This is a genomic window from Armatimonadota bacterium (assembly GCA_035527535.1).
GTDB lineage: Bacteria > Armatimonadota > Hebobacteria.
In genome coordinates this window covers 1-24,479 of sequence record DATLAK010000163.1, presented here as the reverse complement: position 1 = coordinate 24,479, position 24,479 = coordinate 1, and the positions used below count along the sequence as shown (strand labels likewise).

19 protein-coding genes and 1 tRNA gene are annotated in these 24,479 nt (G+C 68.3%); 18 read left to right on the top strand and 2 right to left on the bottom strand.

Annotated elements, in window-relative coordinates; all coding sequences use genetic code 11:
- Positions 1-172: 172 nt before the first annotated feature.
- Positions 173-266: transfer RNA gene (locus VM221_11520), tRNA-Ser, on the bottom strand.
- Positions 267-682: 416 nt separating this feature from the next.
- Here VM221_11520 and VM221_11515 point away from each other — a divergent pair.
- The 18 genes from VM221_11515 (at position 683) to VM221_11430 (ending at position 22,513) form a co-directional block, all read left to right on the top strand.
- On the top strand, positions 683-1,279 hold the full coding sequence (locus VM221_11515) for a 4Fe-4S dicluster domain-containing protein (protein HUT75445.1): 597 nt from the start codon (positions 683-685) through the stop codon (positions 1,277-1,279).
- A gap of 85 nt (positions 1,280-1,364) precedes the next feature.
- Complete coding sequence (locus VM221_11510; GenBank protein HUT75444.1) at positions 1,365-2,225, top strand: CoB--CoM heterodisulfide reductase iron-sulfur subunit B family protein; 861 nt, start codon at positions 1,365-1,367, stop codon at positions 2,223-2,225.
- Between the two features lie 89 nt (positions 2,226-2,314).
- The gene (locus VM221_11505) at positions 2,315-4,291 is read left to right on the top strand and encodes a CoB--CoM heterodisulfide reductase iron-sulfur subunit A family protein (protein HUT75443.1); all 1,977 of its coding nucleotides are present in this window, start codon (positions 2,315-2,317) and stop codon (positions 4,289-4,291) included.
- Positions 4,279-4,833 carry a hydrogenase iron-sulfur subunit gene (locus VM221_11500; protein ID HUT75442.1) on the top strand — a complete coding sequence of 185 codons (555 nt, stop codon included), beginning with the start codon at positions 4,279-4,281 and terminating at the stop codon, positions 4,831-4,833. The genes VM221_11505 and VM221_11500 overlap by 13 nt, the downstream gene beginning before the upstream one ends.
- Positions 4,834-4,899: 66 nt before the next feature.
- Positions 4,900-5,868, top strand: coding sequence for a 4Fe-4S ferredoxin (locus VM221_11495; protein HUT75441.1), 969 nt, complete (start codon positions 4,900-4,902; stop codon positions 5,866-5,868).
- Between the two features lie 34 nt (positions 5,869-5,902).
- Positions 5,903-6,946: a 4Fe-4S dicluster domain-containing protein gene (locus VM221_11490; protein ID HUT75440.1), complete on the top strand. Its 1,044-nt coding sequence runs from the start codon at positions 5,903-5,905 to the stop codon at positions 6,944-6,946.
- 109 nt (positions 6,947-7,055) lie between these two features.
- Positions 7,056-7,934, top strand: coding sequence for an FAD/NAD(P)-binding protein (locus tag VM221_11485; protein HUT75439.1), 879 nt, complete (start codon positions 7,056-7,058; stop codon positions 7,932-7,934).
- 10 nt (positions 7,935-7,944) lie between these two features.
- A complete protein-coding gene (locus VM221_11480) occupies positions 7,945-8,586 on the top strand; it encodes a redox-sensing transcriptional repressor Rex (GenBank protein HUT75438.1) in 642 nt (213 codons plus the stop codon).
- A gap of 100 nt (positions 8,587-8,686) precedes the next feature.
- Positions 8,687-9,163: an NADH-quinone oxidoreductase subunit NuoE gene (gene nuoE, locus VM221_11475; GenBank protein HUT75437.1), complete on the top strand. Its 477-nt coding sequence runs from the start codon at positions 8,687-8,689 to the stop codon at positions 9,161-9,163.
- 38 nt (positions 9,164-9,201) lie between these two features.
- Positions 9,202-12,303 (top strand): FAD-dependent oxidoreductase, encoded by a 3,102-nt coding sequence (locus tag VM221_11470; protein HUT75436.1) that lies wholly within the window; start codon positions 9,202-9,204, stop codon positions 12,301-12,303.
- A gap of 28 nt (positions 12,304-12,331) precedes the next feature.
- A complete protein-coding gene (locus VM221_11465) occupies positions 12,332-12,721 on the top strand; it encodes a GxxExxY protein (GenBank protein HUT75435.1) in 390 nt (129 codons plus the stop codon).
- Between the two features lie 98 nt (positions 12,722-12,819).
- Positions 12,820-15,546 (top strand): formate dehydrogenase subunit alpha, encoded by a 2,727-nt coding sequence (fdhF, locus tag VM221_11460; GenBank protein HUT75434.1) that lies wholly within the window; start codon positions 12,820-12,822, stop codon positions 15,544-15,546.
- 214 nt (positions 15,547-15,760) lie between these two features.
- Positions 15,761-16,189, top strand: a complete 429-nt coding sequence (locus tag VM221_11455) for a hypothetical protein (protein ID HUT75433.1) — start codon at positions 15,761-15,763, stop codon at positions 16,187-16,189.
- 117 nt (positions 16,190-16,306) lie between these two features.
- The gene (locus VM221_11450) at positions 16,307-16,549 is read left to right on the top strand and encodes a type II toxin-antitoxin system HicB family antitoxin (protein ID HUT75432.1); all 243 of its coding nucleotides are present in this window, start codon (positions 16,307-16,309) and stop codon (positions 16,547-16,549) included.
- The gene (locus tag VM221_11445) at positions 16,549-16,776 is read left to right on the top strand and encodes a type II toxin-antitoxin system HicA family toxin (GenBank protein ID HUT75431.1); all 228 of its coding nucleotides are present in this window, start codon (positions 16,549-16,551) and stop codon (positions 16,774-16,776) included. Before VM221_11450 ends, VM221_11445 begins: the two co-directional genes overlap by 1 nt.
- A gap of 249 nt (positions 16,777-17,025) precedes the next feature.
- Entirely contained in the window at positions 17,026-18,009 is a 984-nt protein-coding gene (locus VM221_11440) for a Gfo/Idh/MocA family oxidoreductase (protein ID HUT75430.1), read from the top strand.
- A gap of 106 nt (positions 18,010-18,115) precedes the next feature.
- Positions 18,116-20,923: a hypothetical protein gene (locus VM221_11435; GenBank protein ID HUT75429.1), complete on the top strand. Its 2,808-nt coding sequence runs from the start codon at positions 18,116-18,118 to the stop codon at positions 20,921-20,923.
- 6 nt (positions 20,924-20,929) lie between these two features.
- Entirely contained in the window at positions 20,930-22,513 is a 1,584-nt protein-coding gene (locus tag VM221_11430) for a cobalamin-dependent protein (GenBank protein HUT75428.1), read from the top strand.
- A gap of 4 nt (positions 22,514-22,517) precedes the next feature.
- Here the strand turns inward: VM221_11430 and VM221_11425 are convergent, their stop codons facing one another.
- Complete coding sequence (locus VM221_11425; GenBank protein HUT75427.1) at positions 22,518-24,182, bottom strand: hypothetical protein; 1,665 nt, start codon at positions 24,180-24,182, stop codon at positions 22,518-22,520.
- Positions 24,183-24,479 lie beyond the last annotated feature (297 nt).

Below are 24,479 nucleotides of genomic sequence, written 5' to 3'. Positions count from 1 at the left end.
ACGCCTTCTGGTACACCTTGAGGTTCTGGAACATGAATGGCAATCGCAGGAACCCCGCTGTGAACAGTTGAACAGGTGAGCATTTGACCGCAGGGCGCCGTTTCGCAGTCTCACCTGTTCGACTGCTCACCTGCTCACCTGCTCTTCCGCCATGCCGATCGGAAGATCGGCATGGCGGAGAGGGTGGGATTCGAACCCACGAGAGAGCTTTTGACCCCCTACGCGATTTCCAGTCGCGCCCCTTAGGCCAACTCGGGCACCTCTCCGCGCGCTCCGAGTATATCATCGCCCCCGGAGGCGGTCAACCGACCTGCAGCGCGCCGACCTGCAGCGCGCGGGTGTGTTCGTGCGGAGTGGGGATGAGTCGGAAAGCCTGTAGGGGCGGCCCTCCGTGGCCGCCCATTCCCAGCCGGGGGCGGCTGGGCCACCTCCGAGTGAGCAGCCAGGGGCGATCCCCACCTAAGTCGAACACACACCAGCGCGCCCCTTCAGGTTGCCACGCCCCCCGAATTGTGAAGCAAGGCACAAGAGTCTTGACTCGCGGTCGGCCCGCTGATAACATAGCTGGTGTGTGCGACGACAGCCCCGGGCGCGGCCGGCGGCGAAGGCGTCTATCCCCGGTCCGGCGATTGCCGGTGGGCCTACAGGCCCCTGATGGGTTGCAGCACACCGGAGACCAATCGTGCGGTTCCCACGCAGCGACGGCAGTCCCGTCGCCGATTTGACCTTCGCCGAGGCAGTGGCGGCGCGCAGCGGCGAGAACATCGCCGCCTGCTACCAGTGCGCCAAGTGCACCGCCGGCTGCCCCCTGGCGCCGGACATGGACCTGGCGCCCAACCAGGTGCTGCGCTGCGTCCAGCTCGGTATGCGCGACACGGTCTTGGCGTCATCCGGCATCTGGCTGTGCACCACCTGCGCCACCTGCGCTACCCGCTGCCCGCGCGACATTGACCTCGCGCGCGTCATGGACACCCTGCGCGCCATGGCGCTTGAGTCCGGCGTCACGCCCGCCCAGCCGCAGACGCCGTTGTTCTATCGCCTGTTCCTGGGCTTGGTGCGCCGCGGTGGCCGCCTCAACGAGGTGCCGTTGATGGCCGCCTACGGCTTGCTGACGCGCAACCCCTTCAAGGACCTCCTGCTGGGGCAGAAGATGTTCGTCAAGGGCAAGCTGAATCCCATCGCGCCCAAGGTGCGCGACATCGCGCAGGTCAGGGAGATCTTCGCAATATCGGAGAAATCAACCACGAAGACACAAAGACACGAAGTGAAGGGATCGTGAAGATAAACGACGCGAATCGCGCTTTCCCAGTCTCCGCCCCTCTTTGTGCCTTTGTGCCTTGGTGGTTCAATTCGGTTTCTTTGAGATGATGATGAAGATCGGATATTACCCCGGCTGCTCCCTGCACGCCACCGCGAAGGAGTTCGATCTTTCGACCCGCGCGGTGTGCGCTGCCGTGGGCCTGGAGCTGGTGGAGATCGAGGACTGGAACTGCTGCGGCGCGAGTGCGGCGCACGCGATCAGCGACGACTTGGCGGTGGGCCTGGCCGGACGCAATCTCGCGCTGGCGGCGCAGCAGGGCTTGGATGCTGTCTTGGCGCCCTGTGCCGCCTGCTTCGGGCGGCTGAAGTATGCAGCCCAGCATCTGGCTGCGGACGGGGCCGAGCTGCCCGCCGGGCTGGACGCCCGGGCGGCGGCGGGGGTGCGGGTTCACAATATCCTCGATGCCCTGCTCCACCTCGCGGGGCTGGAGCGCATCCGCGAGGCCGCGAGCAAGCCCCTCGCCGGCCTGCGCCCGGCGGCGTACTATGGCTGTCTGTTGGTGCGGCCGCCGCAGGTGGCGGAGTTTGACGACCCGGAGAACCCCACTTCAATGGAGCAGATCCTGGGCGCGGTGGGGGCGGAGCCCGTCGAGTGGTATCACCGGCTGGAGTGCTGCGGGGCGAGCCTGGCGGTGACCAACACGCCGTCGGCGGTGCGCCTGGTGGCGGAGATCCTGGGAGCGGCCAAGGCGGCCGGAGCCGACTGCGTGGCGGTGGCGTGCCCGATGTGCCAGACCAACCTGGACACGCGGCAGGCCGCCGCGGCCGCGCGACTGGGGGAGACCCTCGATCTGCCGATCGTCTATATCACCGAGCTCCTCGGCCTGGCGTTCGGCATCACGCCCAACCGCCTCGGCCTGGGGCGGCACATCGTGGATGCGATGCGCCTGGCGAGAAGCAGTTGAAACCGCAGATTGCACGGATTTCGCAGATTGAGGAATCCGGAATCCGCGTAATCTGCGACATCTGCAGTTCAATGAAGTGAGAGTGTGACGTGCGCAGGGTAGGCGTATTTGTCTGCTGGTGCGGTTCGAATATCGCGAAGACGGTGGACGTGGCCAAAGTGGTGGCCGAGGCCGCCAAGCTGCCCGGCGTGGTCTATGCCACCGACTACAAGTACATGTGCTCCGAGCCGGGTCAGAAGATGATCCAGGCTGCGATCCAGGAGCACCACCTGGATGCGGTGGTGGTGTCCTCGTGCTCACCCACGCTGCACGAGAGCACCTTCCAGCGCTGCATCGCCGACGCCGGGCTCAACCCCTACGTCTTCCAGATGGCCAATATCCGCGAGCAGTGCTCGTGGGTGCACTCGGATCGCGACTTGGCGACCGCCAAGGCGCTGGATCAGACCGCCATCGCCGTCGGCACCGCCACCAAGGGCCGGCCCCTGGCGCGCTCCGAAGTGCCCATCACCAAGCGCGCGCTGGTGATCGGCGCCGGCATCGCCGGCATCCAGGCCGCCCTCGACCTCGCCGAGGCCGGCTACCCGGTAACGGTGGTCGAGCGCCAGCCCTCCATCGGCGGGCGCATGGCCCAGTTCGACAAGACCTTCCCCACCATGGACTGCGCGGCGTGCATTCTCACCCCCAAGATGGTGGACGCCGCCAAGCACCCCAACATCACGCTCCTGACGTGGTCGGAGGTGGAGAAGGTTGCGGGGTATGTCGGCAACTTCGAGGTGGCCATTCGCAAGCGCGCGCGCTCGGTCAACGCCGAGAAGTGCATCGGCTGCGGGGTGTGCGAGGAGAAGTGCCCGAGCAAGGTCACCAGCGAGTTCGACGCCGGGTTGGGCACGCGCAAGGCCATCTTCCGCCCCTTCCCGCAGGCGGTGCCCAACGTGCCGGTGATTGACCGCGACCACTGCCGCCACTTCCAGACCGGCAAGTGCGGCGTGTGCGCCAAGGTGTGTCCGGCAGAGGCGGTGGACTACGACCAGGGCGACGAGCTGCTGAGCGAACGCTTCGGCGCCATCGTCGTCGCCACCGGGTGCGATCTCTACGATCCGGCGCGCATGACCGAGTACGGCGGCGGCCGTTTCGCCGACATCATCACCGGCGCGCAGTTCGAGCGCCTGGTCAATGTTGGCGGGCCCACCGAGGGGCATATCGTGCGTTTGTCTGACCACCAAGCGCCCAAGACGGTCGTCTTCATCCAGTGCGTGGGCTCGCGCGACGACACCAAGGGCTACCCCTACTGCTCCAAGGTGTGCTGCATGTACACCGCCAAGCACGCAACTCTGGTCAAGGAGAAGCTGCCCGGGTGCGAGGTCTATGTGTTCTACATGGACATCCGCGCGGCGGGCAAAGGCTACGAGGAGTTCGTGCGCCGCGCGCAGGAGGACCTGGGGGTCAAGTACCTGCGCGGGCGGGTGAGCCGCATCTACCCCGCGGGCGACCAGCTGCGGGTCAAGGGCGCGGACAGCCTGGCGGGGGTGGCGGTGGAGATTGACGCCGACCTAGTGGTGCTGGCGACGGCGCTGCGCGCGCGCGACGACGTCGCGGCGGTGGCGCGCATGTTGAACATCCAGACCGACCAGTACGGGTTCTTCACCGAGGCCCATCCCAAGCTGCGGCCGGTCGAGAATATCTTCGCCGGCATCTACCTCGCCGGAGCCTGCCAGTATCCGCGCGACATCCCCGACACGGTGGCCGCCGCCAGCGCCGTCGCGGGCAAGGTCTGCGGCTTGTTCGCGCGCGATTCGATCCTGAGCGAGGCCAAGATCTCCGAGGTCAACGCCGCCCGCTGCAGCGGCTGTTTGACGTGCAAGGAGATCTGCCCCTACGACGCCATCGAGGCCGAGATCATCACCGACCGCATAACGCGCGAGGAGCGCACCGTGGCCAAGGTCAACGAGGCGGTGTGCCAGGGCTGCGGGGCATGCGTGGCGGCATGTCGCGCGGCCGCGCTCAACCTGCGCGGGTTCACCGACGAGCAGATCCTCGCCGGCATGGAGGCGCTATGCCGGGAGTAGAAGAAAAGGTCGAAGCCGGCCAGGGCGCGCAGACGCCGGCAGAGGGCACCCTCACCCAACCTCTCCCTGGAAGGGAGAGGGGCACTGGCGGCCCACGGCTGCTGGCGTTCCTGTGCAACTGGTGCAGCTACGCGGGCGCGGACTTGGCGGGCGGCGGCAGGCTGCAGTATCCGCCCAACGTGCGGATTCTGCGGGTGCCGTGCTCGGCGCGGGTGGACCCGGCGTTCGTGCTGCGGGCGTTTCGCCTGGGCATGGACGGCGTGCTGGTGGCCGGCTGCCACCCGGGGGACTGCCACTACAGCGAGGGCAACTTCTACACCCGGCGGCGGCTGGCGATCTTCACGCCGTTCCTGAATTACCTGGGCGTGCACCCCAAGCGCTTCCGCCTGGAGTGGATCAGCGCCTCCGAGGGGCGTCGCTTCGCCCAGGTCATCCGCGAGATGGTGGCGGACCTGGAGGAGCTGCAGCGGCAGGGGGAGCTGCCGGAGCGTAACCTCTCTCCCTTCCAGGGAGAGGACGGCCCGATCTGTCGGGCCGGGTGAGAGTGGGAAGGCGTCGCCGCGCACCCTCTCCCAGCCTCCCCCTGGCAGGGGGAGGAGTGAGAACTGATGTCTGATCTCGAGCAACGAATTCGAGACGAAGCGATGCGGGCGCTGACCGAGCGCGGCGCGGTGTGCGTCATCGGCTTTCGCCAGGGGCGGCGGCCGTGGCGGGTGACGCCGCATTTCGCGACGACGCCGGGGCAGGTTGACCAGCTGATCTGGAACGCGGCCTGCGCGGGGAACCTGGCGACCTATGTCATCGCCGCGCCCAAGCCGGTGGCGGTGGTGCTCAAGGGGTGTGACGCGCGCGCGCTGGCGGTGCTGCTGCAGGAGCACCAGGTGGAGCGCGACCAGGTGCAGATCATCGGTGTCCCCTGCGCGGGCATGATTGACCTCGCGGCGCTGGCGCCGGCGAACTCGGCAACGTGGAAGAGGGTGGCCGGGCTCGACGATGCCGCGGGCGAGGTGGTAGTGACGGCCGGCGGCAAGGAGCACCGCGCGCCGCGCGAGCGGGTCCTGCTCGCGCGCTGCCGCACCTGCGCCCACCCCACCCCGGCGCTGCACGACGTGCTGGTGGGGGAGGCGGTCGCCGCGCCCGCCGTGGAGGATGACCGCTACGCGCGGGTGGCGGAGATCGAGGCGATGGATCCGCTCGCCCGCCGCCAGTACTGGCTCGACCAGTTCGCGCGCTGCATTCGCTGCAACGCGTGCCGCAACATCTGCCCGCTGTGCTATTGCCGCGAGTGCGTGTGCGACCTGCGCGAGCCGCGCTTCGTCGCGCGCGAGCCCAACGCCGAGGACAACCTGCTGTTCCAGTGCGTGCGCGCGTGGCACGCGGCGGGGCGCTGCGTGGACTGCGGCGAATGCGAGCGCGCGTGCCCGATGGCGATACCGCTGCGGGAGCTGGGGCGCAAGCTGGAGCAGGAGCTGCGCGACCTCTTCGGCTACCAGGCGGGCATGGACCCGGCGGCGCCGCCGTTCCTGGCGCAGTTCGCCGCCGCCGATGAAGAGAAAAGCGTCGCGGGCCACGAGTAGGGGAGTATCCACAGATTACACAGATACAGCATTCATGACTGACTATGTGATAAGTAAAGATAAGGCGCCGCAGTGGTTGGAGCGGCTGGCCGATAAGTACGCGGTGTACGCGCCCGACGCGGACGGTATCGCCTTCGCGCCCACCGCGGATGGCGCGGCGGCGTTGGCGGCCGCCGGCAACGCGGGCAACACCCGCCGCCCGCCGAAGGAGCTCTTCCTGCCCGCGAGCCAGGTGCTGCTGCGCTTTCACCAGACAGAGCAGGGCGTGGAACTCGACGACGCGGCGCCGGAGTCGCCGCCGGCCGAGCGGCGCTTGCTGGTCGGCGTGCGGCCCTGCGACGCGGCGGCGCTGACCCTGCTGGACATGGTGTTCTCGCCGGCCTACGGCGGGTACGACGATCCCTGCTACCGCTCGGCGCGCGCGGAGGTGCCGATCATCAGCCTGCTGTGCGCGGAGCCGCTGGAGGGATGCTTCTGCGGGGATGCGCCGGCGGTGGACCTCGCCTCGCCCGCGGCCGATGTCGCCCTGACCGACCTCGGCGACCGCTATTTCGCGCAGGCGAAAAGCGAGACCGGGCAGGAGCTGATTGCGATGGGCGGCGACCTGTTCGCGCTCGCAACCGACGCTGACCGCGCCGCGCGCGACGCCGCCGCGGCGGCCTTGCGGGAGCGCACCACCGAGGGCCTGCCGCTGGCGGAGATGCGCGAGAAGCTGCGCGGCTTGCACGAGTCGCCGCGGTGGCGCGAACTGTCACAGAAATGCCTCCGTTGCGGGGTGTGCAGCTTCCTGTGCCCGACCTGCCACTGCTTCGACCTCCAAGACGAGGCGTTCGGCGCGCGGGGCTACCGCTACCGCTGTTGGGACACCTGCCAGTTCACCGACTTCACGCTCATGACCAGCGGCGAGAACCCGCGGCGCGACCCGGCGGAGCGCCTCAAGCAGCGCATCTGCCATAAGCTGGAATACCTGCCCGACCGCACGCAGGCGGTCTATTGCGTGGGGTGCGGGCGCTGCGTGCGATTGTGCCCGGTGGGGATGGACATCCGCGAGACGATCGAGGAGCTGGCGGGGGCCTAACCCTTCTCCCTTTCAGGGAGACGGCAGGGCGAGGGTGGAGAACTGAAACCGTGCACCCTCTCTTTGATCCTCTCCCTACGAGGGAGAGGAGTGGGAGGGTGCCAATCTGATGACAATGACGGAAGCACAAACCAGACCGACCAACCCATACCTGCCGCTCCTGGCGCGCATCGAGGAGGTGCGGGTCGAGACGCCGGACACCGCGACCTTCAAGGTCGTGTTCTGCGAGGCTCGCCCTGAGCAGGGCCGAAGGGACGACTGCCGCGAGGGCTTCGCCTACCGCCCGGGGCAGTTCGCGGAGGTCTCGGTCTTCGGCGTTGGCGAGGCCCCGTTCTCGATCACCTCGACCCCGACCCGACCCGGCTTCCTGGAGTTCAGCATCAAGCGCATGGGGCGCGTGACGGCCGCCCTGCACGAGATGATCGGCGGCGAAGCGATCGGCGTCCGCGGGCCCTACGGCAACAACTTCCCGGTGGACGATTGGCGGGGCCAGCGGCTGCTGTTCATCGGCGGCGGCATCGGCCTCGCCCCCCTGCGCTCGGCCATCAACTACTGCCTCGATAATCGCGGCGACTACGGCGACATAGACATCATCTACGGCGCGCGCAGCCCCGCCGACCTGGTGTTCAAGACCGAATTGGAGCAGTGGACCAACCGCGAAGACATGCGGTTGCACCTCACCGTGGATCGCGGCGACGACACCTGGCAGGGCCGCGTGGGCTTCGTGCCGGCGCTGCTGGCGGAGCTCGGGCCGTCGCCCCAGGGCGTGGTCACCGTCACCTGCGGGCCGCCGATCATGATCCGGCTGGTGCTGCAGGGGCTGGCGCAGCTCGGGTTCCGCGACGAGCAGATCGTGACCACGATGGAGATGCGCATGAAGTGCGGCATCGGCAAATGCGGCCGCTGTAATATCGGCCGCTCCTACGTGTGCGTGGACGGCCCGGTGTATAACTACGCGCAGCTCAAGCAGTTGGGCAGCGAACTGTAGGGGGACACCAATGCCTGCCTCCGCTCCCGAGCCGACCATCGGGCGCCTGGCGCTCTACCTGCGCAGCCTGCGCGCGGCCTTGCGCGAGGGCGTGCAAACCATGTCCTCGGCCGACATCGAGAAACGCACCGGCATCAGCTCCGGCCAGGTGCGCAAGGACTTGTCCTACTTCGGCGAGTTCGGCAAGCCCGGCATGGGGTATTCGGTGGCCCCGCTGGTGGCGCGCCTGAGCCAGATCATGCGGCTCGACCGCCAGCAGGAGGTGCTGATCGTCGGCGCCGGCAACCTCGGCAGCGCGCTCGCCGGCTACGCGGGGCTGGCGCAGTCCAGCTTTCGCGTCGCCGCCATCTACGACAACAACTTCAACAAGATCGGGCGCAAGGCGTGGGACCTGGAGATCCTGGACATCCACCACATGCCCGAGATCAATCGCGGCATGGGGGTGCGCATCGGCATCATCGCCACCCCCGCCGCGGCGGCCGCGGAGGTCGCCGCGATGATGGCGCGCAGCGGCGTCAAGGTCATCCTCAATTTCGCCCCCGTGCGCTTCCCGGCGCCGGCGGGCACGGTGGTGCGCAACGTGGACTTGACCCAGGAGCTGGAGATACTGTGCTACTACCTGCCAGCGGAGCCCGAGGAGGCGGCGGGCTGAATGCAATCCACAGACTGCGCATATTGCGCGGATTCCGATAGTGATGTAATCTGCGGGCTGGTTTCGGGCCTGCGAAACCGGCAGATCATTCTCCTGACCTATGATTGAACATGTCGAAGCCCTTGACCTGGCGCCGGTGGCCGACCTCGTCGCGCGCCAGCACGCCACCGGCCGCGCGGCGCTGATCCCGGTGCTGCAGCAGGCGCAGGAACACTACGGCTACCTGCCGGAGGCGGTGCTGGAGGAGGTCGCGCGGCGCCTGCGCCTGCCCGTGAGCACGATCTACGGCGTGGTGACCTTCTACGCGCAGTTCCACCTGACCCCGCGCGGGCGCCATTCCATCCGCGCCTGCCAGGGCACCGCCTGCCACGTGCGCGGCGGCAAGTCGGTGCTCAATGCGCTGCAGCGCACGCTGGGTCTGCAACCCGGGGAGACCACCCCCGACCTGCGCTTCACCCTCGATACCGTCGCCTGCCTGGGCTGCTGCTTCCTGGCGCCGGCGCTGATGGTTGACGATCAATACTTCGGCAAGCTCACTCCGCGCGACGTGGAGTCGGTGTTGCAGGAGTTCAAGTGACCGAGAGAGATGACACAGATGTAGGGGCAAGGCATGCCTTGCCCCTACGTTCAGTCGCCAACCTGGCCTGCTGCCGCGAGCAGTTGCAGAAGGGGCACGATCCACAGCGCGTGCGCGTGCGGGTGTGCATGACCGGGTGCCGGGCGTTCGGGGCGGTGCAGGTGCGCGATGCGCTGGCGCGGGAGATCGCGCAGCAAGGGCTGGCGCCGGAGGTGGACCTGGTCGAAACCGGGTGTCAGGGCTGCTGCGCCGGGGCGCCGGTGCTGGCGGTTGACCCCTTCGGCTACTTCTACCAGCACGTGCGGCCGGAGGACGCCGCCGACATCGTCGCGACCACCCTGCGCCGGGGAGACCCGCTGCAGCGGTTGGGGCACGAGGTCGCGGACGGCGCGCGCATCGTGCGCCGCGAGGAGCTGCCGTTTTTCGCCGGGCAGCGGCCGGTGGTGCTGCGCAACTGCGGACGGATTGACCCCCGCCGTATCGAGGATTACCTGCGGCGCGACGGGTATGCCGCGCTGGCCAAGGCGTTGTCGGAGCTGACGCCGGAGGCGGTGATCGAGCAGGTCAAGACCTCGGGGCTGCGCGGACGCGGCGGGGCGGGCTTCCCCACCGGGCGCAAGTGGGAGCTGGCGCACAAGTCTGGGGGGGATAAGAAGTACCTCATCTGCAACGCCGACGAGGGCGACCCCGGCGCGTTCATGGACCGGGGCGTGCTCGAGGGCGACCCCCACTCGGTGCTGGAGGGCATGGCCATCGCCGCCTACGCCATCGGCGCCGATGAGGGCTACATCTACGTGCGCGCGGAATACCCCATCGCGGTCGCGCATCTGCGCATCGCCATCGCCCAGGCGGAAGCGCTGGGATTGCTGGGGGAGCGCATCCTGGGCACCGATTTCAGCTTCACCGTGCGCCTCAAGGAGGGCGCGGGGGCCTTCGTCTGCGGCGAGGAGACGGCGCTCATGGCCTCCATCGAGGGCCGCCGCGGCATGCCCAACCCGCGCCCGCCGTTCCCCGCGCAGTCGGGGCTGTGGGGTAAGCCCACCAACATCAACAACGTCGAGACCTTCGCCAACATCGCTCCTATCATCCTCCACGGCGGCCAGTGGTACGCCGCCGTGGGCACCGACGGCAGCAAGGGCACCAAGGTCTTCTCCCTCGCGGGCAAGGTGCAAAACACCGGCCTGGTGGAGGTGCCGATGGGGATCACCCTGCGGCGGGTGATCTATGACATCGGCGGCGGCCTCCAGAGCGGGCGCGAATTCAAGGCCGCGCAGATGGGTGGGCCCTCCGGCGGCTGCGTCCCCGCCGAGCACCTCGACCTGCCGATTGACTACGAATCGTTGACCGCTGTCGGCTCCATCATGGGCTCGGGCGGGATGATCGTCGTGGACGATGCCACCTGCATCGTGGATCTCGCGCGCTTCTTCCTCAACTTCGTGCAGTCGGAGTCGTGCGGCAAGTGCGTGCCCTGCCGCGTCGGCACCCGCCGCATGTTGGAGATCCTGGAGCGCATCACCCGCGGCGAGGGGCGCGCGGAAGACCTCGACACGCTGGAGGCCATGGGGCGCATCATCAAGGACAGCTCGCTGTGCGGCCTCGGTCAGACCGCCCCCAACCCCGTGCTTTCCACCCTGCGCTATTTCCGCGATGAGTACCTCGCCCACATCCGCGACCAGCGCTGCCCGGCGGGCGTGTGCTCGCGGCTGAGCACCACCCCTTGCCAGGATACCTGCCCGGCGGGGGTGGACGCCTACGGCTATGTGTCGCTGATCGCCGAGGGGCGGCTGCGGGAGGCGATGGAGGTCGTGCGCGAGCGCATCCCGCTGCCATCGGTGTGCGGGCGCATCTGCTACCATCCCTGCGAGGGGCGCTGCCGCCGTGGTGACATTGACCAGTCGGTCGGCATCGGCGCGCTCAAGCGCTTCGTCGCGGACCACGATTACGCCGTCGGCGAGGATCAACCGATCCCCTTGCCCCCGGAGCGGGTGGCGCAGGTGGCGATCATCGGCGCCGGACCTGCGGGATTGGCCGCCGCTTATCACCTGGCGCGCCGGGGCTATCGCTCGACCGTCTTCGAGGCGCTGCCCAAGCCGGGCGGGATGCTCGTGGCGGCGATTCCGGCCTACCGCCTGCCGCGCGACATCCTGGAGCGCGAGATAGATTATATCCGGCGCATGGGGGTAGAGGTGCGCACCGGCGTGCGCGTGGGCGCGGATATCACACTCGACCAACTCCGCGGCCAGGGGTATCGCGCGTTCTTCATCGCCATCGGGGCGCACAAGAGCCGCCGCATGGGCCTGCGCGGCGAGGAGCTGCCGGGGATCGTAGGTGGGCTGGAGTTTCTACGCGAGGTCAACCTCGGTTCGCCGCCGCGGCTCGCGGGGCGGGTGATCGTGATCGGCGGCGGCAATGTGGCCATGGACGCCGCCCGCAGCGCCCTGCGCCTGGGCGCCGACGAGGTGTGCGTGGTCTATCGGCGCTCGCGGGCGGAGATGCCGGCGCATGAATGGGAAATCCGCGAGGCGGAACGCGAGGGGGTGCAGTTCTGCTATCTGACGGCGCCGGTGGAAGTGATCGCCGGCAACGGCCGCGCGACCGGCCTCCTGTGCCAGCGCATGGAGCTGGGAGCGGCAGATGCCAGGGGGCGACGGCGCCCGGTGGCGATCGCGGGGTCGGAGCATAGCCAGCCGGCGAGCCTGATCATCGCCGCGGTCGGCCAGGCAGTTGACACCGACTGGTTAGCCTCGCTGGGCCTGGAGCTGAACGATGACGCGACGGTGACGGCCAATCCATTGACACAGGCGACGGCGATGGAGGGGGTTTTCGCCGGCGGCGACGTGGTCACCGGGCCCGCGACCGCGGTGTACGCCATGGACGATGGGCGGCGCGCCGCGGAGGCGATCGCTCGTTACCTGGAGGGGAAGCCGATGCCGGTGGCGGCACCGCGCCCGAAGTCGCTGGTGGCGGTGGGGCCGCCGCCAGAGGAAGCCGGGGAAGCGCAGCCACAGGCGGAGATGCCGCAGCGCCCGCTGCGGGAGCGCGTGGGCAATTTCGACGAGGTGGAGTTGGGGCTGAGCCTCGATGACGCGCTGGCCGAGGCGCGGCGCTGCTTGCGCTGCGGGCGGGAAGAGCAGGATTGACGCAGGGTGTGCCTGATGGGAACCGCCGATGGACGCCGATGCACGCCGACAAGAGTTGGATGAGACAACGGACCGGGTAATCGGCTGCGCCCTGAAGGTCGGCAACGCTCTGGGATGCGGCTTCCTGGAGAAGATCTATGAGAACGCTCTGGCGCTGGAGCTGGAAAAAGCCGGCCTCAGCCCGCAGCAGCAGCAGGCAGTCGCGGTTTACTATGACGGTAAGCCGGTTGGCGACTTCGTTGCCGACCTGTTAGTGGAGGGACGGGTCGTTGTCGAGCTGAAAGCGGCGAAGGCCCTGGACGATGTGCACATGGCGCAGTGCCTGGACTACCTGAAGGCCACGGGGCTTACCGTCTGCCTGCTCATCAATTTCGGAAAGCCGAAGGTGGAAGTGAAGCGGATTGTCAGGGGCTTCTAGCCGGCATTCGTCCGCCACTTGCTCTACATCGGCGTTTATCGGCGTTCATCGGCGGCTACTTGTCCGTCAGACTCGTGAAATCTGCGGATGAACAAACAATGAGCGATTCATTCACATTGACGATTGACGGCCGCGAGGTCGCCGCGCAGCCCGGCATGACGGTGATGCAGGCGGCGGATGAAGCCGGCATCCGTGTCCCGCGGCTCTGCTACCACCCGCAGTTGGAGCCCTTCGCCGGCTGCCGGCTGTGCGTGGTCGAGGTCGAGGGCATGAAGACCCTCGCCGCGTCGTGCGCGCTGCCGGCGGCGCCGGGGATGGTGGTGCGCACCGATACCGAGCGGGTGATGGCGGCGCGGCGCCTGGCGGTCGAGCTGCTGCTGTCGGACCACCCGGCGGACTGCCTGACCTGCGAGCTGTGCGGCAAGTGCGAGCTACAGGCGTATGCCTACGAGCTGGGCGTGCGCGAATCGCCGTTCGCCGGCGCGCGCCACCATGACATCGTGGACGACACCAACCCCTGCTTCCTGCGCGACTACGCCAAGTGCATCCTATGCGGGCGCTGCGTGAGCATGTGCCGCGACGTGGTGGGCGCGGCGGCGATTGACTTCGCCCACCGCGGGTTCGACTGCCGCGTCGCCAGCGCCTTCGGGCGGCCGCTGCAGGAGACGACCTGCGTCTTCTGCGGCCAGTGCGTGCAAGTCTGCCCCACCGGCGCCCTGGTCGAGCGCACGCGCGCGGGCCAAGGGCGCGAGTGGGACTTCTCCACCGTGCGCACCATCTGCGGCTACTGCGGGGTGGGCTGCGGACTGGTCTTCTATCTGCGCGACGGAGACATCATCAAGGTCGAGGGGGACGAGGATAACCCGGTCAACCGCGGCCGCACCTGTGTCAAGGGGCGCTTCGGGTGGGACTTCCTGCGCCGCGACGATCGCCTCACTACGCCGCTGATGCGCAAGCGAGGCAAGCTCGTCCCCGTCACCTGGGACCAAGCGCTGACCAAGGTCGTCAAGGAGCTGCAGCGCATCCGCGCCCGGCACGGCCCCGACGCGAACGCCTTTCTGTCCTCCGCCAAGTGCACCAACGAAGAGAACTACCTGATGCAGCGCCTGGCGCGCCAGGTCTTCGGCACCAACAACGTGGATCACTGCGCGCGCCTGTGCCACGCCTCCACCGTCGCCGGGCTGGCGCTGGCGTTCGGCAGCGGCGCCATGACCAATACCATCGGCGACCTGCGCCAGTCGCCCTGCATCTTCGTCATCGGCTCCAACACCAGCGAGGGGCACCCCGTCATCGCCTACGAGATCAAGCAGGCGGCCAACGCGGGCGCCACCGTCATCGTCGCCGACCCCCGCCACATCGAGCTCTGCGACTACGCCGCCCACTGGCTGCGCCAGCGCCCGGGCTCCGACGTCGCGTTGGTCAACGCGATCTGCAACGTCATTCTGGCCGAGGGGTTGGAAGACCGCGAGTTCATCGCCGCCCGCACCGAAGGCTATGCCGAGGTTTGCGCCGCCGTCGCCGATTGCACCCCCGAATGGGCGGAGCCGCTGACCGGCGTCCCGGCGGAGAAGATTCGCGCCGCGGCGCGCGCCTTCGCTGGGGCCGAGCGGGCGGCCATCGTCTATGCCATGGGCATTACCCAGCACTCCCACGGCACCGATAACGTGCTCGCGCTCGCCAACCTGGCGCTGCTGACCGGCAACCTGGGCAAGCCGGGGGCGGGCGTCAATCCCCTGCGCGGTCAGAATAACGTCCAGGGCGCCTGTGACATGGGAGCCCTGCCCAACGTCTTCCCCGGCTACCAGCGGGTGAACGACGACGACGCGCGCGCCAAGTTCGAGCAGGCGTGGGGCAAGGAGCTGCCTGCCGAACCAGGGCTGACGGTGGTGGAGATGATGCACGCCGCCGAGGCGGCCGGTGCGCCGGCTGCGGGCGCGGTGCGCGGTATGTATGTCATGGGGGAGAACCCTGCGCTGAGCGACCCGGATGTGTGCCGCGTGCGGGCGGCGCTGGAGAAGCTGGAGTTCCTGGTGGTGCAGGACATCTTCCTCTCCGAGACCGCGGAGTACGCGCACGTGGTGCTGCCCGGCGCGGCGTTTGCCGAGAAGGCCGGGACCTTCACCAACACTGACCGCCGGGTGCAGCTCCTGCGGCGGGTGCTGCCGCCTCCTGCAAGCAATGCGCGCGAGGACTGGCAGATCCTGCTCGAGGTGGCGCGCGCCGCGGGGCAGGATTTCGGCCTCGACAGCGAGGGCGCCGCGTTCGACGAGATGGCCGCCCTGACGCCGTCGTATGCGGGCATGACCCATGCGCGGCTCGATGAAGCGCCGCTGCACTGGCCTTGCCCGACCCCGGATCACCCGGGGACTCCCATCCTGCACACCGAGCGCTTCACGCGCGGCCGGGGGAAGTTCCACGCGGTCGCCTACCGCCCGCCGGCGGAGGAGCCGGATGCGGAGTATCCGCTGATTCTGACCACCGGTCGCCTCCTCTACCACTACCACACGGGCACCGTGTCGCGGCGGTCGGCGATGCTGGACTGCCTGGTGCCTCACGGTTATGTCGAGATCAACCCCGCGGCTGCCGCCGAGCTGGGCCTCGGCGACGGCGACCGCGCGAAGGTAATCTCCCGGCGCGGGGAGATCACCATCGCCTGCCGCCTCACCGAGCGGGTGGAGCGCGGCGTGGTGTTCATCCCCTTCCACTTCGCCGAGAGCGCGGCCAACGTTCTCACCAACGCCGCCCTCGACCCCCAGGCTAAGATCCCCGAGCTCAAGGTCTGCGCGGTGCGCATCCAGCCGGCGGTTGACACCAGCCGGTTGTGATGCGTCGGGCCAGGTCTTCATTCGAGGTCGTGAACGACACGGCGATTCCTCGCGAGTGTGGAGAGGACGGTCATGCTCGATAAAGAGGCCACAGCGAGGGCTCTTGATCCGGGGATGCCGGCTGTCGGGCGTCCGAACACGAGAGTCCAGGGAGGTCAACAATCCCTCGCGCTGAATCGGGTTATTGCGCGCCTACGTGCAAGAGGTTGTGCGAATGCCTGAAACTGGGCCAGACTTTTCTTTGATCATCGCTGACAATGAAGCGGCGGCCGGGCGCGCCTTTGAGACGGGGAACTTCGTGCACGCGTATCTGCTCGTGCACGCACTGGTCGAGTCACTTCTGCGGGCGTTTCTTGGGAATCAGCTCGAGGCGGCAAACTTCTGCACGCTGGTGGACGGTTACAAGCGATGGCTTCAGCAGGAGAAGTACCCCTACCCTACTTTCGCTAACGAGTTGGTGGAGTTTAACCGACGGCGCAACCGCATTGTGCACCAACTATGGCGCAAGGGTTTTTCCTTCACCAACAGGCAAGCTGAGCCGGCAGCCAGGGCAGCAGTAGTGATGTACGGCTTGCTCATAGAGTGGCTTGCGGATTTCCAACCGGAGATCGTCCAGCTCGGCTTCGAGTACGATAACATGTGATTCCCAGCCTTCGGATGACCATGGGCGGAAAAGTCTGGAATGGGGCCGGCAGCAGCGGGCTCCAAGTGACTGAACGCGAGTCCGCTGACGTATGGTATACTGACCGGGGAGGACCCCATGGCCGAGCGCCTAGTAGACATCGAAGTGGAGCGGCTTCCCGAAGGTGGCTATGTCGCCACCAGCCCGGTATTGCAGGGGCTCGTCGCGCAAGGACGCACGCTGGCGGAGACCCTGGAGATCGCGCAAGACGTTGCCCGGAAGTTGATCGAGTCCCACCTGGAGCATGGCGACCCGTTGCCCCCTGAGCTCGCGGAACCGGCGGGAGAGCCGATCCGTCTGCGCATCGCGGTGGCCGCGTAGTGGGGCGGCTGGCGGGCTTCTCTGGGGCCGAGGTGATCCGTCGCCTACGTCGGGCCGGATTCGTGTTCGACCGTCAAGCCAAGGGCAGCCACGAAATCTGGCTCCATCCGCAGACGAGGCGACGAACCACAATCCCCAATCACCCAGGCGCGTTGCCTGAGGGCACGGTGCGAGCGATTATCCGCGAGGCCGCTCTATCGGTGGATGAGTTCCTTGCTTTCGGGTAACAGGCGGCCTCGTGCCCGCCCTCGACCCCCAGGCCAAGATCCCCGAGCTCAAGGTCTGCGCGGTGCGCGTCGAGCGGTTGGAGCTCGGGCGCGGAGCCGCCTGAGCGCGCACACGTGACAGCCGAGACTGGCGGTGACACATGAAGTTGCCATGCCAGCACGCTGTTCGCCGATGCCGAAGGCTTCATCAAGTCCGTGAACCGAGTTCGCCAGCTTCAACCGCAAGCGACGCGCGCGGGAGGAATCGAGGTGACGGAGAAGAAAATCGGCTGGGGCTTCATCGGCTCGGGCAGCATCGCGCGGCACTTCGCGACCGGCCTCCAGGCGGTGCCCGATGCCGAGCCGGTCGCCGTGTGGTCGCCGTCGCCCGAACGCCGGCAGCGGTTCGCGCAAGCATTCGCCGCGCGTGCGCACGATCGCTGCGAGGACCTGGTGAATGCGCCCGAGGTGGACGTGGTGTACGTCGCCTCGCCCCACTCCGCGCACATGGAGAACAGCCTCGCCGCGCTCAACGCCGGCAAGCCGGTGCTGTGCGAGAAGCCATTTTGCATCAACGAGCGGCAAGCTCGCGAGGTCGTGAAGACGGCGCGCGCCCGGCGGCTGTTCCTGATGGAGGCGATGTGGACGCGCTTCTTCCCGTTGATGGCGAAGGTGCGGGAGATGACAGCCGGGGGGATGATCGGCGAGGTGCGCATGGTGGCGGCGGACTTCGGCTTCCGCGCGGAATTCGACCCCGGCAGCCGCCTCTTCGATCCCGGCCTGGGCGGCGGCGCGCTGCTGGATGTTGGCGTGTACCTGGTGTCCTTGTCCTCAATGCTGCTGGGTCCACCCACCCGCATCGCCGCCATGGCGCATGTCGGGCCCTCCGGCGTGGATGAGCGCTGCGCCTTTATCCTGGGCGATGACGCCGGTCGGTTCGCCATCTGCCACGCCGCGGTTACCACCCACACTCCGCAGGCAGCGACCATCATGGGCAGCGAGGGGCGGATCGAGATCCATCCCCAGTGGTGGAGGCCGGCGCAGATGACGGTGCACGCGGCGGGGAAGCCGGCCCAGGACTACGAGTATCCGCCGGCGGGCAACGGCTACAACTACGAGGCGGCCGAGGTCCTGCGCTGCCTGCGCGCGGGGGAGATGGAAAGCCCGATCATGCCCCTCGACGAGAGCCTGGCGATCATGAAGACGATGGACAACCTCCGTGCCCGGTGGGGCCTGCGGTACCCGATGGAATGACCTGCGAGTTCACACCCCGCCGTCAACCGCGATCGGCGGCGGCCCTGCACTGGCTGGCGGGATGGCTGTGCCCAGGGCAATCGCGACCGCCGCCCCGGAGGAAAGCATGGACCTCTTGAAGCCGGCGCGGTCGCCGGCGATCTTCGCCGCGCACGGCGGGATCATCCTGACCGATGATTCCCAGTTGGAGACCATCGCGCGGGATCCGTCGGCGCCCCTGTTCGAGGGCGAAGGGCGGGCCAACTATCTCTATGCGCCCGAGGCCTCGCTGCTGACGCTCATGGATGACACTGTGCGCAGGGGCCTGCGTCGTTTCATGGTTTCCTACGACTTCTTCTTCGGCGGCAGGGAGCGGCGGCTCTATCTCGATTCGCCGGAGACCCTCGACGCGTTCGAGGTCATCGCCCGGCTGGCGAAAGAGCGCGGCCTGACGCTCGAAGGCAGCATCATCAACCCGCTCGATCTCGGGCGCGGCTACGCCGCCAAGCATGACCAGGCCGGAGAGATGTGCCTGTTCCAGGAGGGGCGCATCGCCGACAACGGCGACTATACGGTCCTGCTCCCGTCGCAGCTGCAATGGGCCAACAACAAGGGCCCGATACCGCTGCAGGTGAAGGCGGTCAAGGTCTTCGCGTTCGCCGAGCGCCAGGTGCCGGGCACGCCTTATTTCGCGGTCAACCCGCAAGCCATGGCGGACATCAGCGAGACCGTGACCCGCGCCGAGCCGGCGGGCGAGGTCCGCGCGGGGCCGCACGGCTGGCGGCACCAACCCTACCGGGTGCAGGGGCGCTGGCCGCAAGCGGACGGGCGCAATCGGTGCCTGGTGGTGCTGGTGCACAGGCTGGCGGAGCTGGATTATTTCGATGCCAGCGCGCTCGACTACGCCAAGCAGGTGATTGACGCCTATCACCGCCGGGGGATTGATTTCACCGCCTTCTACGGCGACGAGATGCACAGCCAGTTCGATTGGGACCTGACCCGCGTGGGGCGCAAGGAGCTGCAGGTGCGCTACCTGACCCCGAGCATGTGTCGCGCCTTCGCCCGCGCCTACGGGCGCGAATACGCCGACCTCTACAAGCATCTCGTCTATTTCTGCCAGGGCCACGGCTGCCTCGACGGCGAGCAGGCGATTGACGAGGTGCAGCACGTCATGGGCGCCGACCGCGACCGCATCTACCGCACCTGGCGCTTGCGCCGCAACTACTTCGACCTGCTATCGGGGGCCGTCGTCGGCCTCGCCCTCGAGGCCAAGCGCTACGCGGAGAAGCTCTACGGCCGTCCGCTGGAGGTCACCGCGCATCCGACCTGGCAGGAGGCGCCCACCTGCGACGACTTCGGCCACGGCTGCGGCGGCGACCGCGCCCATGCCTATGATTACAGCGACGCCTTCGGGGGCAGCGCCTCCGTGCGCGAGGCGATCAGCGCCTGCTATGACTACTGGCGCTGGAACCGCGTCTATACCGGCTGCGGCACCGACCACCCGGAGGGGGGATGGGCGGACCGCGACTACTACGGGCGCGCGTTCGCCTGCGGGCTGGGCGCGCTCAACGACGCGGGGTGGGCGTATTGCGCGTCGTGGGGCGCGCCGGCGGAGGTCATCGCCCGCATGAACCAGGTGACCGCCGCCTACGGCTGCCGGCGCAGCCATCCACTGCACAACATCGTCCAGGGCGAGGTCCACCGCGACACGGACGTGCTGCTGCTCTACCCGCTGGGCCTGCTCTATGTGGACCAGCGCTTCGGCTCGTGGATGGTGCAGTACGGGTACTGCAACTACGCCACGGAAGAGGAGTTGTGTCGGTGGGGGCGCGTAACCGCCGACGGGTGCATCTCGCTGCGCGGGCGCAAGTACCGGGTGCTGGGGGCTCTGTTTGAGCCGTTCGTGCGCCCGCGGACGCTGGACCTGATGTCAACCATGCTGGCGCGCGGCGGCTCCGTGCTGTGGATGGCGACGCCGCCGGAATGCCATGACCAGGCTCCCGGCTCGCCGCTGGCGCGCTGGCAGGAGATGTTCGGCGTCAGGTTCGAGCGGGCGTCCGCGGGCGGCGTCCCGGCGGGCGAGCGCATCGTGACCTTCGACGGGGCGATGTCCGCCAGCGCGTCCATGCAGGTTCCGTCGTCGCTGCTTCCCGATTGGACTTACCCGGTGACGCCCGCCGGCGCGCAGGTGGTCGCCCGCATCGGCGCGCGGGTGGTGGGGACGATCAAGCGCTACCCCGGCGGCGGCCGCGCGATGTTCCTGGGCTTCCGCGCCCGGGACGACCAGTCCGCCTCCGCCGGCCGCGACCTGTGCACCCTGTTCGACGCCCTCTGCGCGCTGGGCGCCTATGCGGGGGACGACCACCCCGAGCGCGTGTCCCGCATCGGGGAGTTGCTGGCGAACAAGTTCCCCAACGGCGCGGTGACCGTGACCAATCACTTCCGCGCGGTGCCCGAGCAATGGCCCGGCGGCTTCAAGCGCGACTCCGACCAGGATGCGGCCATCGTCGCCCGCCTCAATCTGCCCCCGAATGAGCTGGCGCTGGAGGGGGTGAAGCTGGACCGCCATGTCATCAGCTACCGGGGCGCGGAGACCTTGAGCTACGCGGTGAAGGGTCGCCGGCTGGCGGCCTTCTGCGGGCAGGGCGCCACGGGGATCACCGTGGACGGCAGAGAGTACCGCCTCTCGGAGCACCCCATGACCGTGGCGTGGGCGCCTGTGCGCCGGCGGGAGCTGGCCCCGGGCGTGCGGGTCGCGCACCGGCTGTTCGTCTCCGAGCCGTCGGAAGTCAGGTTGCCGATTGACGCGAGAAGATGGAGAACCGTGCGCGCCGCCGCGGGCGGCGCGGTGGCGGTGCGCACCGACGGCGACGCGCTGGTGGTGTCGGTCGCCCCCGGCCCCCAGGACCGGTGGCTGTACGTGGGGGATTGGTAGGACGCCATGGCTGCTAACCGCTGCCCGCACCTGCTGCTGATGCACCCCCCGGCGGTATTCGACTTCCGCGAACGGCCGCTCAATCACTGGCTGCTGAGCAAGGCGGTGGACACCGCGCCGGTGTTCGAGTACTACCCGGTGGGCTTCATCACCATCCTCGACCATCTCGAGCAGCGCGGGCGCGAGGTGCGGCTGGCCAACCTGGCGATCAAGATGCAGAACCGCCGCTTCGACCCCCGGCGGTTCGTGCGCGAGCACCGCCCCCTGCTGTTCGGCATTGACCTGCACTGGGCGCAGCACGCCGACGGCGCGTTGAGCCTGGCGCGGCTGTGCAAGCAGGAGCACCCCGACCTCCCCGTCGTCCTCGGCGGGCTGTCGGCGAGCTACTTCCGCGCCGAGATCATGCACAACCCCGACGTGGATTTCGTGTTGCGGGGCGAGACGACGGAGGAGCCGCTGGCCCAACTGCTAGACTGCCTGGAAGCCAAGCGCGAGCCCGCGGAAGTGCCTAACCTGGTGTGGCGGCGCGGATCCACCGCGACGAGTCGGGGTGCCACGGTGGTGGAAAACCCCTTCACCCATCGCCCCACCACCCTCACCACGCGCATCAACTACGAGCGGCTGTTCCAGCACATCCGCCGCACCCGCGACCTGCGGGGGAGCCTGCTTACCGGCCAGCACTGGCCGGTCTATTGCGCCAACCTGCTGCTGTTCTGCAAGGGGTGTGTCGAGAACTGCGCCATCTGCGGCGGGTCGAACTGGGCGCAGGGGCTGGAGCAAACGCCGCTGTGGGACACCGACATCCTGGCCGACATGTGCGTCGCCGCGCGGCGGATGACGCGCTTCCCCATCCGGGTGCCGGGGGACATCCGCCAGGGCGACTGGCGGGGGTTTCTGGCCGCGCTCAAGCGCCGGGGGTTCACGCGCGCCATGCACTTCGACCTCTTCCGCCCCGGCGACGCGGAGTTCTATCAGGCGCTCGCGGATGCCGTGCCCGAGCCGCAAGGGACGATCGGGCCGGTGACCCACGACGAAGAGCTGCGCGCGCGCTACGGGTTCGATTATGACAACGCCGTCCTCGAACGCACGATCGAGGAGTTCCTGGGCGTGGGGGGAGCGCTGTCCCTGTTCTTCTACATCGGCATCCCCGGGCAGACCGCGCACAGCGCGCGCGCGACGACGGACTATGCGCTCGACCTGCTCAGGCGCTTCCAGCGCGGGCGCAAGCGGCGCTTGGATGTCTATGTCTCCGCGCTGGCGCCGTTTATTGATCCCGGCAGCCTGGCCTTCACGCATCCCGAGAAGTACGGCTACCGGCTGCGCTGCCGCACCCTGGAGGATCACCGCCAGGCCATGCGCCAGCCGGACTGGTGGGATACGCTCAACTACGAATCGGAGGCCATGAGCCGGTTTGAGCTCGCCCAGGCCGCTATCGAGGCGGAGATACGGGTGACCAAAGCCCGTCGCGACGCGGGTCTATACCCCGGCCGCTTCGCCCGCCGCGACCTGCGGCGGCTGGAGCAGGAGGCCAAGCGGCTGGCGGGGTCGCCGCTGGCGCGGGGCGCGGAGCAGAGCGATCAATCGGTGTAACTTATCATGATGGGGGGGCAGGGCGCGCACCGGAATGTGGCACAGCCAGCTCATAGGGGCGGGAGAGCAGTTCCGTGCTTGACGCGACTGATTGCAGCGCCGCGTACGCATCGGTGCGAGCCGCGGGCTGCTGCCCAACATACCGAGCGATGGCAAGATATGTCTGACCGGCCGATCCCGGGTCGCCAATCTGCCCTGCGAGGCGCAGCGCCGCGGACGCGTCGCCGGTAGCTGCGAGCCCCAGTGCCACCATCTCCATCGCCTGAGGCAGGCTCGATTCGTCGTAGTAGTCAGCCGCGCCAGCCTTGACCCTTTTCCTCTGCGCGGCCAGTTCGCGCTGCGCCGCGCGCATGAGTTGCCGCGCCCGGTCCTCTCCATCCAGTGGCACCGTCTGTACCGCCGTATACGCCATTTGCACGGCCGCGGGAAAGGTCTCGCGCGCCCAGTCAGGCGCCTCGGTGACCGTGCGTTCCGCTGCGCGGACGTCAACGCGCGCGACAAGATGATTCAGGAAGGTCAATACCGCGTCAACGGATCGCCGGTTGGGGCCGGTGCGGCGCTTGGCAAGCAGCTCGCGGTGGATCTTCATCGCCTTCGCGGGGTCAACGTAGCACGCCGCGGCCAGCATCATGCCGCGCTCGTAGTCGAGCGGTGGAGTGTGCTGTGCACCCTCCGCAGCCGCCAGGTACTTCTTAGCCACCGCGCCGGGGCGCGCCATGACTGCAAGCACGCACCACTCGGTGACCGCCGTGGATCTGGCGGATTCGGAAAGCTTCGCCCGTCCTATGGTCTCGGCGGCGCGGCGGATGGCCGAGTCGCGCTGCCCGCCCTGTGACACGTGCGCCAGCGCGAGCCACCCCCACGCCCGCATCACCGGATCGGTTTCCTGGGTGATGACGTCTTCGGCGGCAGGGCGATCCTTCCGTGCCAGGGCCGTGACGACGGCCTCAAGCACCTGCGCGTGCTCGGGCGATGACGGCAGCTTGCTGCGGGCCAGCGAGATCGCCTTGCGCGGCTGGGTGGAAGCGGCGGCGATGCACAGATTCCGCCAGTGCCAAGAGGGAAAGATGACCACCAGGGGTGGCTGGAGCGCGGTCTGCAAGAGTCTTGCTGCCCGGGGCAGGTTGCTGCGAGCGATGGATTCGGCGATCTCTGCGAGAACCGACTTGCGCTCCTTATCGGGCAGGCGCTTGGCCACCTGCAGCGCACGGTCCGGGTCCAATGCCGCCATTGTCGCCAGCAGGGAGCCGTACTGCCAGCTCGCCGACTGGATCAGCGATGCGACGGTCACAATCGGCGAGCTGTCGAGGACGACCTCGCGTGAACCCCTCGGCGCGTAGACGCCCTCGGCCTCCCGCACCGCCTGCGCCAGGGTGGAGGGGGCGTTGCGACGATCCAGCGCGGAGAAAGCCAAGGCCCGCTGCGCGATGGCGTACACCCTCGCGGTTGGACTTGCTTTGTTGCTATGGAGCGCGATCTGCCGTGCTTCGCTGAGGAGGGCCTTCCCCCGCTGCGGATCATGGGGCAGGAGTTGAATGCCGATGCCGGTCAGCAGGACGAGCTTCTCGTCTGGGTCCTTCGTTGCGGCGGCCTTGCGCTCCGCATGCGCGAGCGCCTCCGTCGCCCCAGACCTCCCGCGTGCAGCCGGCGACCAGAACGGCCACCGCAAGCGCAATGCCCGCAAGCGCAACCGTGGTACGGGATTTCCGCGGGAGGGATACGTGCCTCATGGTATCCAGCCTTTCCCCGCACTCGTGGGGCGGTCTGCAGCACGATCGTCTTCTCAGCGTCGGCCCGGTGCGCGTCGCCCACAGAATAGGCTTCTGAGCCACTGTCGTCAATAGCGATACATGACAGGGGTGTGACCGCGAAAAGTTGGGGCATCCTCGGCGCGCGGCCCCATAAGTCCCGTGGGGTCGTGTTCGCGACCTCTGTAGGAGGTCGCGCCCGGATGTGCGCCCAGCCA